Origin of the sequence: Paenibacillus sp. M-152, from assembly GCF_003856555.1 — a bacterium.
GTDB lineage: Bacteria > Bacillota > Bacilli > Paenibacillales > Paenibacillaceae > Paenibacillus > Paenibacillus polymyxa_C.
In genome coordinates, this window is sequence record NZ_CP034141.1 from 3,647,347 (window position 1) to 3,661,570 (window position 14,224).

Here is a 14,224-nt window from a genome sequence, read left to right on the forward strand (position 1 = left end):
ATCTCATGCTCCTCTTGAAGCTTTGATCCCATAATATCATACAGGGCAAAAGCGGGAAAGCGATGCGATATGCAAGACCCGAATTCTATGCTGAGAACTTTGTACGTCCCGCTGAAAATCGTGTATTTCCGCCGTGACGACGGTTACGTCGACCGCCCCATACACTTCCCGCTCCCATCAGGAACGTAGGAATTCCAGCTGCGACAATAGATAGTGCCCATTCACGTAAACCAAGGGGTACCGTTTTAAAAATAGGTTGCAGCACAGGCACATACATTACAACCAGCATCAGTACAATGGAGGACAGTACGGCAAGCACGAGATAACTATTTTGAAACGGATTACGATGGAAAACGGAGCGGGAGCTACGGCAATCAAATACATGAATTAACTGCGCCAGCACTAACGTAGCAAATGCAACCGACTGTGCTTTGATCAATTGTCCTGCATCATTCGGAGCAATCCGTAATGTCAACCAGAAGGCCGCAAGTGTACATAAGCCGATCAACAGACCGCGACTAATAATTTTCCAGCCCAGTCGACGTGCAAAAATATTTTCCTTTGCGCCACGAGGCTTATGCTCCATAAGATCCTTTTCCGGCTGATCCACACCCAGAGCCATCGCTGGCAAACCGTCAGTTACCAGGTTCACCCACAAAATCTGAATGGGTAACAAAGGTAGCGGCAGCCCAGCCATCATGGCAAAGAACATCGTCAAAATTTCGCCAACATTGGAGGCGAGTAGATAACGAATGAATTTACGGATATTCTCGTAAATATTTCGCCCTTCCTCAATCGCCGCTACAATCGTGGAGAAATTATCGTCACTCAGTACAAGTGCAGCTGCTTCTTTGGTCACGTCTGTTCCTGTAATGCCCATGGCAATACCGATATCCGATGCCTTGATCGCAGGTGCGTCATTGACGCCATCTCCGGTCATAGCTACGACATGTCCGCGTCTTTGCAGCGACTTGACGATTCTCAGCTTGTGTTCCGGCGACACCCGCGCATACACAGAGACGGTATCAACAACGTTATCCAACGCCGCATCATCCATGAGAGACAGTTGCTGTCCTGTCAATACATTTGAGCCGCGTTGGAGAATGCCCAGCTGCTGTGCAATGGCCTCCGCGGTTGTACCATGATCGCCCGTAATCATCACCGTGCGAATGCCGGCACGACGGCACTTGCCAATGGCCTCGCGAACCTCGCGGCGTGGCGGATCAATCATGCCGGTCAGGCCGATAAAAATCAGCTGTGTTTCAGCCTCCTCAACCGTAGAGACACGCTCATGCGAGCGGATATCACGGTAAGCGACGCCAAGTACACGCAGCGCCTCCGATGCCATACCTTCATTGGCTGCCAATACCTTTTGGCGCAGCGTACCCGTTAACGGAACGACATTCCCTTCCCATAAAATGTAAGAGCACTGACCCAGTAGCACGTCTGGCGCTCCTTTGGCAAATACAATATGTCCTCCCTGGTGGCGTACGAGTACCGACATCCGCTTCCGATCTGAGTCAAAAGGAAATTCTCGCTCCCGTGTGTACAGTTCGTATAGCCCTTGTCGCGTGACTCCGCCTTTGGCAGCTAACGTGACCAGCGCTCCTTCTGTCGGATCACCTTTCAGCTCCCAAACAGCGGAAGGCGTCGGCTCTTTGGTTTTCTTTTTTGAACGCAGCTCATCTATGTCAGCTTGAACAATCTCCGCATTATTACAAAGTACACTAGCTTGCAGCAATCTACGCAAGGATTGTCCGTTTTTTAGGTCGGCCGGAAGATCCCTGTCCATAATATGACCGTGTGGATCATAACCTTCCCCGGTAACTCCCCAGAAACGACCATCCAGCCACAGCTTGGTGACTGTCATTTTATTTTGGGTCAGTGTGCCCGTTTTGTCAGAGCAAATGACAGACGCACAGCCGAGCGTCTCAACGGAAGGCAGCTTGCGCACAATGGCCTTGCGTTTGATCATACGCTGTACACCCAAAGCGAGGGCAATGGTTACAATCGCGGGCAATCCTTCTGGTATAGCTGCCACAGCCAAGCTCACGCCGGCCAAAAACATGCTCATGGCTGGCTGACCATGCAAAATACCCGCTATGACCACGAGCACGGTTAGCGCTAACGCCACGATAATCAAAATTTTGCCCAATTGTTCCAGTCTGTGCTGTAACGGTGTCTCCTGCGACTCCGTATTTTCGATCAAGTCTGCGATCTTTCCCATTTCGGTACTCATGCCTGTGCGAATGACCACGCCTTGTGCGGTGCCTCTGGTCATCATGGTGCCCATAAAACCGATGTTCTTTTGGTCCCCAAGAGGTACTTCGGCGGCATGAATAGGACGGGAATGCTTACTCACCGGAACCGATTCACCTGTCAGGGCAGACTCCTCGACATCACAGCCGTTTGTACTCAACCACCTTACATCTGCAGGGATACGATCACCACTTTCCAGCAGCACGATATCGCCCGGCACCAGCTCTCTGGCCTGAACATGTATTCGTTTGCCGCCTCGCAGCACCTTGGCGGTTGGAGCCGAAAGCTGTCTTAAAGCTCGCAATGAACGTTCAGCTCTGAATTCCTGCACAAAGCCGAGAATTCCATTTAGCACAACGATAGCAATAATGGTAATCGCATCCAGATACTCGCCGAGTAGGCCAGAGATCAGGGTCGCTCCCATCAATACAAGCATCATAAAATCCTTGAACTGGTTGAGCAGCAGCAAAATTGCCGAAACACGCTTGCCCTCGCTCAGCTCATTCCAACCCGTCCTTTCTCTTCGTTCCGCAATCTGTTCCTCCGAAAGACCCTGCTTCGGGTCGACTTCCAGACTAGTTGAAAGCTGTTCATTGCTTAATTGGTGCCAGTGTGCTTGTTCCATTCTCCCCAATTCCCTCCCGGTCAGATAGTCCGTTTCCGTCGGTTGTGCGTAGGATGGCTGCCCGTTATTCTATTTTTGTGCCACGATTGCTGATATGCTGGACAGACTTTCTTGATTCAATCTATTCGGACAGGACTCGAAATATCACAAAGCCGCTTAAGTTTTGTTCCAAAGTTATGTATCATAGAAGGAAGGCGAAAATACATTTGCTTCAAAGGAGAACATAAATTATGGCATTGGACGGAATCGTAACCCGCGCTATCGTACACGAACTGCAAGCCATCCGGGGCGGGCGCATTAATAAAATACATCAGCCAAACGAACGCGATATCGTGCTGAACCTGCGGGCACAAGGCGGGAGTGTAAAGCTGTTGCTGTCGGCTAATCCGACATTTCCGCGCGTACATTTTACAGAGCAAAGCTTTCTCAATCCGACAGAAGCTCCCATGTTTTGTATGCTTCTTCGCAAACATTGCGAAGGAGGCATTATTGAGAACATCACGCAGGTGGGCATGGAGCGCATTATTCATATGGATATACGTCAGCGTGATGAGCTGGGAGATATTTCATTGAAGCGCATTATTATTGAAGTGATGGGTAGACATAGCAATATTATTTTGCTTGACCCGGAAACAGGTATGATGCTGGATGGCATTCATCATGTCACACCCTCTATCAGCAGCTATCGGGTCGTTATGCCAGGCTTTCAATACACAGAGCCTCCTGAACAAAATAAGCTGAATCCACTAGAAGTCGAAGAAGCAGCCTTCATCTCCTCGTATCAAGCAGCCCTTGAGGCCGAAGAAGCTCCCAAACGCTGGCTCGTGAACACTTTTACCGGACTTAGTCCCCTTATTGCTGAAGAGATACTAATCCGAGCATCTAACGAAGAAGCATCTGGTGACAAGGATCGTCGACTGTGGAGGACATTCAGTGACATTATGGATGACGTGCGGAATCATCGTTTTCAGCCAGTATCTGGACTGAACGCACAAGATAAAGTAATATTTTCAGCCATTCCACTGACGCTGATCGAAGGAGAACGTAAGGAATACGCTACCATCAGTGAGTGTATGGAGGACTTTTTCGGTGAAAAAGCAGAAAGGGACACGGTTAAGCAAAAGGTTAGCGACCTACTGCGGTTTCTACAAAACGAGCGGAGCAAAAACGTAAAAAAACTCGATCATCTCCATCAAGATTTGGCTGAAGCGGAAGATGCCGATCAATTTCGGATTTACGGAGAGCTGCTGTTCGCTTCACTGCATGAGGTAAAAAAGGGAGACAAGGAAGTAACACTCACTAACTTTTATGACGAGGAACAGGGTGCGATCACCATTCCATTGGACCCGCTACTCAACCCTTCAGATAATGCACAACGTTATTTTAAAAAGTACAACAAATATAAAAACAGCCTGGCTGTCATTGACGAACAACTAGCAAAAACACACGAAGAAATTCGTTATATGAACAATCTTCTTCAGCAGCTAGCCCATGCCTCTATTAACGACATTGAGGAAATACGTGAAGAGCTGGTTCAGCAGGGCTATCTCAGAGATCGGGTTAAAAAAGGAAAGAAAAAGAAGAAAAATGACCGCCCGACCTTGCACGTATATACATCATCCGAAGGCATTGAGCTGCTGGTCGGCAAAAATAACTTGCAGAATGAATATGTGACCAACCGACTGGCCGGACCCAATGACACGTGGCTGCATACAAAGGATATTCCAGGGTCACACGTCGTTATTCGTGCCGAGAAATTCGGAGACGCAACGTTGGAGGAAGCTGCTCAACTGGCTGCCTATTTCAGCCAAGCCAAGCAGTCTAGCAGCGTACCCGTAGATGCCACCTTGATTCGGTATGTACGCAAGCCAAGCGGTGCGAAGCCCGGCTTTGTCATCTACGATCATCAGCGTACGCTCTTTATCACACCTAATGAGGAACTGGTCAAAAAGCTGCCGAACCGCATCAAAAACGGCTAAGTTCCACCAGCATTTGGAATCTACAAAAAAAGCCCTTTGCCCGTTGCACGTACACTTCTGGTGTTCCATGCGGTAGGCAAGGGGCTTTTTCTCATTTACTTTTGTCCAACAGCAGCCTTTCTCAATTCCTCGACAACCTGACCATCCACACTACGGCTACCCAGATCACCGTGGAAAATCACACCTTGGCGCGCACCGTGAAAATCCGAGCCGCCTGTTGCGATAAGCCCATAATGCACCGCCATAGCAGTATATCGGCTCTCAGCCTCAGCATCATGGTCTGAATGGCTCACCTCCAACCCTACAGGCTTCGCTGCCTCTATAATGGAGCGTACCAGTTCATCATTTCCATACAAGCCAGGGTGGGCCACTACAGGCACACCTCCTGCTTCACGAATCCAGCTTATAGCCTCCGCAGGCTCTACACGGGGTACAGACACGTATCCGGGCGCACCTTCTGCCAAGTAACGATCAAACGCATCCCGCATATCCTTCGCGTAACCTTTTTGAACCAGGGTATCTGCCATATGCGGACGTCCAATACTTTCATCCGGCGTTAGTGGTCTGCCCATTGTAGCCACCACCTCATCTAGCGTGATTTCCACGCCCAAGCTACACAATTGACTCAAAATCAAATCATTACGGGTATCCCGCGCCTGTCTCAGCTTTTCCAACCGTTCCAAAAACATTTTATTACGGTAATCCATAAAATAACCTAATATATGAATATCTTTGCCACCAGCACGTGTACTGATTTCCACACCCGGCACCACGGTCATCCCAATGCGTCTTCCCTCCTCCAAGGCTTCCTCCAAACCGGCCACCGTATCATGATCTGTAATAGCCACACCGGCCAGCCCTTTTTCCTTCGCCCAGCGCACATTATCAGCAGGTGATTGCATACCGTCAGATGCTTGGGTGTGTGTATGTAGATCATATCGTTGCAAATTATTCTGTTCCTTCATGTAGATTCTCCTCCTCTTCATCTCTAAAGCTTGTCCTACGAGTCCTCGAATACGTCCATTCCCTGATCATGACGACGCAAGTAAGACAGAAAAGTTACTACCGGGATCGGCAACAACGCTGATTTCAAATGAATTGCATAAAATTCTCGTTTGAAGGTAATATCTGAAATATTTACAATTTTCAATAACCCGAGCGCAACCTCATGTTTGACTGAAGAAGGTGACAGCATAGTAATCCCCAGTCCTGCCTCTACCGCTGATTTGACCGCTCCAGTGCTGCCCATCTCCATTACAATATCAAGTCGAGAGGCATCCGCACCACGATTTTTCAGCCCGTCTTCTATGACTTGGCGTGTACCAGAACCTTTTTCTCTGGCTACAAAGGGATGCTTGAATACATCTTCTAAAACTACTTTTTTGGCCTTGGCCAGCACATGCCCCGAAGGAACAATCAGCTTCAGTTCGTCCTGCATCACAGATTCTACCACAATATCCGGGTGTTGAACCGGGGCCTCAATCAGCCCTAAATTCAACTGGTGCTTTAGTATATCATCCATAATTTGAGTCGTATTCATTACATTCATTGCCATGCGTATGTGAGGGTACTCCTGACCAAACGGTCCCAGCATTCTTGGCACAATATATTCACCAATCGTTAGACTGGCACCTATATGCAATCTTCCCTCCAGCATGTGAGTAAAAGCAGACATCGCTTCGTCAGCTTCCCTGATCAGTTGCATACTTCTTTTTGCAAAAGGCAGTAATGTCGCTCCTGCCTCCGAAAGCTCAATTTTTTTAGTCGATCGGTGCAGCAGCTTCGTGCCAAAATAATCTTCCAAAGACTGAATTTGCATCGTCACCGCAGGTTGCGTCATATGCAGCGCTTGCGCCGCCGCCGAGAAGCTTCCGCGCTCCGCTACGGTATAAAAAATGTGCAGCTGATGAAAGTTCATACTGACAGCCCTCTCCCCTCTGATCTCCCTATTTTAACATAAGAAAAACATCTGGCGAACAATTTCCGAGTAAACTTACCGAAATGGGGAGTTATATGCTTGCAAAATAAAAAAGCATGCAGCTGATAACTGCATACTTCTACTCAAACTCGACGGTGTCAATGTGCCCGCTTTCTAATGGAACCGTCCGTCAAATCACCGTCTATTTTTGCTTACGAGTGCTTTTCATCAGTGTCATGCGCCGTGAATGGCGCAACCATGAATAGTAGGACTTCAAGTCCCTTAATTCGATAGTCTCTGACATCCGACCCAAAAAGGTAATAATAATCATCTTATGAAGCGGATTCCCCGCAATGTCCATCTCACCTGGCAACTCACCAAATTCGGCGACAACGACCAGATCACCATCAATTAAATATACATCCTCTTCATTATGATAGTAGGACTCCATCCTGTTTTGCTTTAGGCACTCCCAAAGCCAGGCGGCGATATGATTCGTCTCGGACTGTTTCTGCTCTACCCGATCTAAATAACGTGTTTTCGCATGATTTGTAATCACGATATCGGCGACTTTCTTATCGCCCATCTCCACGTAGAACGGTTCGTATGTACTCCATCGCTGCATTGCCTTGTCACGCACGGGATCACTCTCCCCACCAGATAGGTCTTTATATCTACCAATATATTCATATGTTACCTCAACAGACCCGGGACTACAAGTTACAAAATTGAAGTTTATGGGTGTTTTTTAAAGAATTTTTAGGTCTAACAGCATTAAGATTAGTATGAAAAGTCCTGGCTTCACAAAAAAAGTCAGCCCGTAGGCTGACCTTTTTCAAGAAATTTGAATGTATAGACAATCAAAGCTTATATTTCATATTCTTTCATCTTTTCCTTATCGTCGTTGTACTCCGTCCTAATCTCATTTCGGAAAGAGCGCTCAACCTTACGTACATAGGAAAGTCTGCGAATATTTTTAACGGTGTCCTCTGCCCGATCCGCATTCATATATATAACTACATAATGCATACGCTTTGAAATATAGTGGACATTTCCGTATTTCTCCAGATTGCGGGCAGCCTTGATATCGCTTACCCAAATGATGTACCCTGTCCGCTCGGCAAACATTCGCTTCATCTCCCCTCCGTATCATTCCTATGGCCTATCCGCAGGAGCATTTCCCTCCGCTGCCGCATCCGCCCTTTTTCACATTTGGGTCGTTGCTCGGCACCTTAATGGTTTCGGACACGGAATATGCAATCGTTTCAGACATGGCATGAAGCATATCATCCAACGCCTTTTCGGCCCGCTTGAACTCCTTAACAGCCTCAAATTGTTCCAGCTCCAGTTCAACGGCCTGCACTGCGTCCTTTGCTTCATGATAGTTGGGATGAAAATGCCCAAAACGCTCCGTTTCAGCGAAAAGCTCCTTTTTGGCATCCAGCTTGCGTACACACGCCTGAATAGACGGGTTCAATTCCACACGCTGCTTCCAATATAAATAATCCGATACCTCAAAGGACCGGTTGACCATATCGCCCAATTCATAGGCGTTAATAAGCACTTCTGCCATATTGACCGTGTTCAATTCGGCTACGCTCATGAATGTCATCTCACTTTATATAAAGTTCTACCCAATAAAAGTAGACTCATTTATCATACCACATCCTTCTTTTGAGAAGAAGAAATTTCATGCACTTCCTGACACGACTATGTAAAAGGAACCAACAGCCTCATATCGGACCAATCACTTGGCTGCAAGGTCGCACGAGAAGGCGTTTCCTCATCCATTCCTGAGGCGTACCAGCCTGTGACACTCCAGGGATCGCCGGAAACCACCGATTCCGGTATCCATTTAACCTCTTTCCCACTGATTCGCAATCCCACCGCCGCCTGCCAACGGATCGCTTGCTCCATCAACTGCCTGGAAGTGGACGTATGGTAACTCCTCCATTCTTTTGTCCATGAAGAGGGTACTGTAGACCTTTCTGGAAAATAGCCAGACGGGTCAGGCAGGGTGTGCTCTTGTTCATAAAAATGCAACGTGCGCCCTGTGTAAACCAGACCAGCTCTTCCCTCTTGTGAAAATAGGGAACGGCCTGCATCTAGGTTCTCTGTCTCCGTCAAAAGTGGATAATGGTGAGCTGGCTCATCCGCATTTTTCGGTTCAAGACGCGGACTTAATCCAATTGCAGCGAGTGCTTTTCGTATTTTGTCAGCAGAGTGTGCCGGGATCATAAAATCTTTGTCGCCGAGTCGCTCCAGTAGTCCTTCAAGTGCAGGATGACGCGCAACCATGTCCGCATCCTCCTGAGTACCGCATCGCAAAAGTGTTACCGTCGCAAAAGCCGTTCGTCCGACATTGCCTGCCCACTGCTCTACTGCCAGCCGTACATGTTCTGGCACCCCTGTCCGACTGTACTTGTCCAAAAGAGCAGGAATCTCCTTGGCCTCCATGCCCAGCTCGATTGCCTCTGTAATACTCTCTCTGGTAATCCGATACACTACCATCCGGTCTCCTGTCACACGTTCACAGCAGCATTCCAATCGCCAGCGCACATCATATGCGACATCTGGCGGTACCAATATTTCAAAATCAGGCTGCACATAAAAGGCACCTTGTTCTTGATGTGTATCCTCGTCATTATAGGGACGAAGCAGATCTGTCACAGAGACATTCCAGCGAAAACAGATTTCGCCTGATGTAGTCTGACCCCAATCCCCCATTCCAAAAGCCGTCAGGGCCTTCAACCAACCCATTATATCTCCCGTAAAAGATCCATTGAAATTAAAATCAGATACCGTCTCGTCCGCAAGCCCTTTGAGATTTGCGATTGTAGGAACAATATCTATAAAGGCACTGTTCGTAGAATCATCTCTACTTAAACTATTCTGCGGTATTAATCCTACCTGAAGCATCCATTGCAGCAGATACTGAATAGATATCCATCCATCTGTTCCTCCATACTGCGAGACGGCACACAGCATATAGCGAAAATGCTGCATAGGCGCTTCAGCCTTGCCGTACCTCTCCATGAGGGTGTCAAAAATATGCTTGCGCATTTGCCCAGCAGACAAACGAATCCATGTCGCCAGTTCCGCCTCCTGAATGCGAAAAGACACTGTTTCTTTCACTAACAGCCCCAAACTGAGTAGTAAATCGACCATTACCACCGTTTGTACTGGATATAGCTCGGCATGCGCATAATGCAACCCAAGTCCCTCCAGGTCCTCCGGACGAAAGGGGGTCAGTTCATTCAATTTTTGCAATGACCGTTTATGTATGGTTCCTTTGGCCGTCAAAGGAACTCCCTGTATCGCAATACGTGACAACACATGCAGTAACTCTGACTCCAGTCCTGTCATTGCTTCATGTACCGTTATTGGATGATCCGTATGTATCCTGTTTATTGGAGTTTGCTCTAACAACATATCGTGCAGAGCGGGTAGCCGATCAACCGGAATATATAAAATCCGTTCGCCCCACGATTTGGTGACTGCCTCCAGCCACCCCCGAGAGCGAAGCCCATGCAGTGCCAGTTTTGTTTCGACTCCGCTTAAGGCACCTTGGGTAAGCTGCATAGGCTCCTCTTCCTTCATAGGCTGTGCCGCATACCGGACAAAGCATCGTCTAAGCACCAGCAGCTCATCCGCTGAAAGCTCATTCCAGTTGCCTTGCGTACTCGTTACGTCCATCCTTGGTTAGGCCTCCTTTTTCTTTCCGCCATCTTCAATCTCATCCTCCTGGCTTCTGCCAGCCATCGTCCCATCAAACCTGCGAATCGCATATTCATAGCCCTGTTCAATCAGAAACAGCTGACGACGTGCTGCAAAATCCATCTCTTTACTGTTCTCCGTCACTAATGCATAAAAATAAGCTTTATTGTCGCCTGGCTTTGGTCGTAAAATGCGGCCAAGTCGCTGCGCCTCTTCCTGACGGGAGCCAAAGCTGCCCGATACCTCTATCGCTACTGCTGCATCCGGCAAATCGACTGCAAAGTTTGCTACCTTGGATACTAATAAGGTTTGAATATTACCCTTGCGAAACGCATCGAACCAACGCACCCGCTCGCTCTGAGTCATGGAACCCGTAATCAGTGGGACGTCCAACTCCTGAGCCAATTTACGTAACTGGTCTAAATATTGACCAATAATAAGTGTTGGTATCCCCTTGTGTTTCTCCACCAAACTACGTACTGCCTCCATCTTAGCTGGATTTTCGGCTGCAATTCGGTATTGCTGTCTGCCTTCAGCACGCATACTTTGCTCCAAAAGGTCAGCGGTCATGGGCAAACGCAGTTCTACACAATCGACCTGAGCAATCCAGCCCTGTCGCTCCAGTTCCTTCCACGGCATATCGTACCGTTTGGGTCCAATTAAAGAGAACACATCCCGCTCACACCCGTCCTCTCGAACTAACGTAGCTGTTAATCCCAAACGACGGGTAGCCTGAATATCGGCCGTGGCTCGAAATACTGGCGCAGGCAGCAAATGTACCTCATCATATATAATGAGTCCCCACTTCCGCTCACTCAGCAGTTTCATATGTTCAAACTCTCCGTCTTTGTTGCGCCGATGCGTCAAAATCTGGTAGGTTGCCACCGTTATCGGTCGCACCTCCTTTTTCTGACCACTGTATTCCCCAATAGAATCGACAGGAATATTTGTCTTTTGCTTCAGTTCCTCGATCCATTGCCGCACAGAAATAGTATTAGAAGTTAAAATAAGCACCTCGCACTGAAGTCGATTCATCACTGCCATACCGATCACTGTTTTTCCGGCTCCGCATGGGAGCACTAGTACACCACTCCCCCCTAAGCCGTCTGTGCCTTCAAATGCATCAGCAGCTTTCACCTGGTAATCACGAAGCTGCAACTCCGTTTGTCCCTTCCCCAAGGTAAAACGAAGCAGATTCCCCTCAAGATAACCTGCCGTATCCACAACGGGATATCCCAAGCGAGTTAATTCCTGCTTGAGCAAGCCACGATTTTCGGGCGGTACGGATGCGCTTGTCTCATTGGTGCGAAGCAAACCAAGCTGTTTTAGCTCTTTCTTGTTCAATAGCTCATCCAGTAAAGTTGGAGTCTCTACTGCCAAGATCAAGTGATCACCTATTGTGTATGTGTTGGCTTTCCTCGCCTTTGTATCTCTGTCTGACTCTTGCTCATCACGATGCGCGTCAATCGTATCTGTGCCGTAAGTTTGTTCTTCTTTTGCACTCGCCCGTGACAGCGTCAACGTCCCATAACGAGAAACAAGCTGTTCAATATCCTTCAACAAATCACGCGGAATATCCCAACGGGACATAGAGTGCAAACTATTTTGAATGTCCTCAGCACTCCACCCGAGAGCGGCTGCGTTCCAGAGCGACAATGGAGTGATGTGATATGTATGAAAAGCGGACGGACTTTTTACCAGCTCCGCATAAATCTGCAACTGTGAACGAGCCCATTCCGAATCAGGCAAACCCATTTCCAGCAAAACGGTAAAATCACGTTGTACAATACAAGGATGATCTGGATTCATGACTACCTCCTGACACTCAAAAGTTCTATAATAATAGCTTATCCGTTTATTCGCAGATCAACCGGAATAGCAAGGAGTCCAACCCACACTCGGGTTGAACTCCTGATCAGAAGCTCGGGATAAAAACCGTCCCAAACTGGTGCCTACTTTATTATCCTTCTAGTGAACCTGCTCGGAAATTTGGCTAAGCGCCTCTCCAGCATTGTCTGCAAAAATATTACGAACAGCCAAATCCCCGATCGAAACAATCCCGATCAGACGATCTCCTTCCGTCACGGGCAAACGACGGATTTGCTGCTCTGCCATCAGTTCAGCTGCTTGGTCCACTGACATGTCAGCACTGGCTGTACGAATACCTGTTGTCATTACCGTATCCACCGAACCAGAACCAGAATTTTTAGCTGCGTAGCCGCGAATTACAAGGTCACGGTCTGTTACCACACCGATCAACTTATCACTGCCTTCGCTTTCCACAACTGGGATAAAGCCAGTATCATTGTCTTTCATTTTGACCGCTATTTCGTAAATATTGTCCTGCGGGGTAACCGTTACACATTTTTTAGTCATAACTTCCTGAACCTTTTTCATGGGTACTCCCTCCTTTTCAAGAGTAGGGTACCCCATTTCATTCAGCTCATACTCCAGATTGGACCGTTCCCAATTTAGCTCGTATTAGCCGTTAATTGCCCCTTCTTTGCATTCAGCAGCATATCCGGTAGACATGGCAATAAACAGACGAACTGCGTTGATCATGGCATCCTCATCAAAATCAAATTTTGGATGGTGGTGCGGATAAATTGCTCCTTTGGCCGGATTACCCGCCCCTACGAACATAAAACAACCTGGCACACGTTCCAAATAATACGCAAAATCTTCTGCTGGCATCAACTTTGGCGCTTCCTGTACATTCCCCTCGCCGAACACAGGCTTGGCTTCCTTAAAAAAGCGAGCTGCTTCTCGGGCATCATTAACAACTGGCGGGTATCCCATAATGTAACGAATCTTTGCTGATGTCCCATATGTTGCTGCTGTAAGCTCAGTTACCTCATGCAGTCGCTCCTTCATGACCGTCCGGGTCTGCTCATCAAACGTACGAATGGTTCCACTCAAGCGACAGGTTTCCGCAATTATATTTTGCGCAGAGCCCCCTTCGATGGTTCCCACCGTCAACACAGCAGGCCTTAACGGGTCGACTGAACGGCTTACGATACTCTGCAGTTGCATAACAAGAGCTGAGCCTGCCACCACACTATCATTTGTAGATTGGGGCATACCACCATGCCCACCCTTACCTGCAATTTCAATATAAAAATCGTCGGCCGCCGCCATCAACGGCCCTGCACAACTCGCAGCGGTCCCGACCGAGAATGGTGTCCATAAATGGATGCCATAAATAACATCCACACCTTCCAGTACACCATCTTTGATTACATTGACCGCACCTCCAGGCAACAATTCCTCCGCAGGTTGGAACAAAAATCGGATTTCTCCTTCCAGCTCATCGCGGTTCAGACTGTAATAGTAAGCTGTCCCAAGTAATACGGACGTATGCCCGTCATGTCCGCAAGCATGCATGGCCCCATCCACGATGGAGCGATATTCACATTCCTTTTCATCCTGAATAGGAAGAGCGTCCATATCGGCGCGTAACATAACAACAGGTCCAGGTTTGGCACCACGAATGGTACCTACAACACCGTGTCCCCCTACCTGTCGACGAACATCTAATCCCCAGCTCTCTAGCTTATCTGCTACAAAAGCGGCAGTTTTACTTTCCTGAAAAGAAATTTCGGGATTCTTATGTAAATGTCTACGCCACTCTACCATGTTTTCTTGTAATTGATCGAACCAGGTTTGGTCCATCGCCTGTTGTGTCATTATGTTCCACCTCTCCTTTTAAAACATCGGGCAAATTTC

The 14,224-nt window shown here is 48.0% G+C and carries 11 protein-coding genes; 1 reads left to right on the top strand and 10 read right to left on the bottom strand.

Features of this window, described 5'->3' with window-relative positions; translation table 11 throughout:
- Positions 1 to 85: 85 nt before the first annotated feature.
- Positions 86 to 2,884 carry a calcium-translocating P-type ATPase, SERCA-type gene (locus EGM68_RS16020; RefSeq protein WP_019687953.1) on the bottom strand — a complete coding sequence of 933 codons (2,799 nt, stop codon included), beginning with the start codon at positions 2,882 to 2,884 and terminating at the stop codon, positions 86 to 88.
- A gap of 230 nt (positions 2,885 to 3,114) precedes the next feature.
- Between EGM68_RS16020 and EGM68_RS16025 the strand changes: the two genes are divergently transcribed.
- Positions 3,115 to 4,863, top strand: a complete 1,749-nt coding sequence (locus EGM68_RS16025) for an Rqc2 family fibronectin-binding protein (RefSeq protein WP_129549568.1) — start codon at positions 3,115 to 3,117, stop codon at positions 4,861 to 4,863.
- A gap of 95 nt (positions 4,864 to 4,958) precedes the next feature.
- Here EGM68_RS16025 and EGM68_RS16030 read toward each other — a convergent pair whose 3' ends face one another.
- From EGM68_RS16030 to EGM68_RS16070, 9 genes are all read right to left on the bottom strand, one after another.
- On the bottom strand, positions 4,959 to 5,828 hold the full coding sequence (locus EGM68_RS16030) for a PHP domain-containing protein (protein ID WP_129549569.1): 870 nt from the start codon (positions 5,826 to 5,828) through the stop codon (positions 4,959 to 4,961).
- A gap of 35 nt (positions 5,829 to 5,863) precedes the next feature.
- Positions 5,864 to 6,781, bottom strand: coding sequence for a selenium metabolism-associated LysR family transcriptional regulator (locus EGM68_RS16035; protein WP_040103406.1), 918 nt, complete (start codon positions 6,779 to 6,781; stop codon positions 5,864 to 5,866).
- Between the two features lie 202 nt (positions 6,782 to 6,983).
- Positions 6,984 to 7,421 carry a hypothetical protein gene (locus EGM68_RS16040; protein ID WP_013371860.1) on the bottom strand — a complete coding sequence of 146 codons (438 nt, stop codon included), beginning with the start codon at positions 7,419 to 7,421 and terminating at the stop codon, positions 6,984 to 6,986.
- 227 nt (positions 7,422 to 7,648) lie between these two features.
- Positions 7,649 to 7,909, bottom strand: coding sequence for a YlbG family protein (locus EGM68_RS16045; protein ID WP_017427798.1), 261 nt, complete (start codon positions 7,907 to 7,909; stop codon positions 7,649 to 7,651).
- Positions 7,910 to 7,943: 34 nt separating this feature from the next.
- Entirely contained in the window at positions 7,944 to 8,384 is a 441-nt protein-coding gene (locus EGM68_RS16050; RefSeq protein ID WP_013371862.1) for a YlbF/YmcA family competence regulator, read from the bottom strand.
- A 107-nt stretch (positions 8,385 to 8,491) separates the two neighbouring features.
- A complete protein-coding gene (locus tag EGM68_RS16055) occupies positions 8,492 to 10,477 on the bottom strand; it encodes a helicase-associated domain-containing protein (protein ID WP_129549570.1) in 1,986 nt (661 codons plus the stop codon).
- A 6-nt stretch (positions 10,478 to 10,483) separates the two neighbouring features.
- Positions 10,484 to 12,307: a DNA repair helicase XPB gene (locus EGM68_RS16060; RefSeq protein ID WP_025675472.1), complete on the bottom strand. Its 1,824-nt coding sequence runs from the start codon at positions 12,305 to 12,307 to the stop codon at positions 10,484 to 10,486.
- Positions 12,308 to 12,466: 159 nt separating this feature from the next.
- On the bottom strand, positions 12,467 to 12,895 hold the full coding sequence (locus EGM68_RS16065; RefSeq protein ID WP_013371865.1) for a CBS domain-containing protein: 429 nt from the start codon (positions 12,893 to 12,895) through the stop codon (positions 12,467 to 12,469).
- A gap of 84 nt (positions 12,896 to 12,979) precedes the next feature.
- The gene (locus tag EGM68_RS16070) at positions 12,980 to 14,185 is read right to left on the bottom strand and encodes a M20 family metallopeptidase (RefSeq protein WP_013371866.1); all 1,206 of its coding nucleotides are present in this window, start codon (positions 14,183 to 14,185) and stop codon (positions 12,980 to 12,982) included.
- Positions 14,186 to 14,224 lie beyond the last annotated feature (39 nt).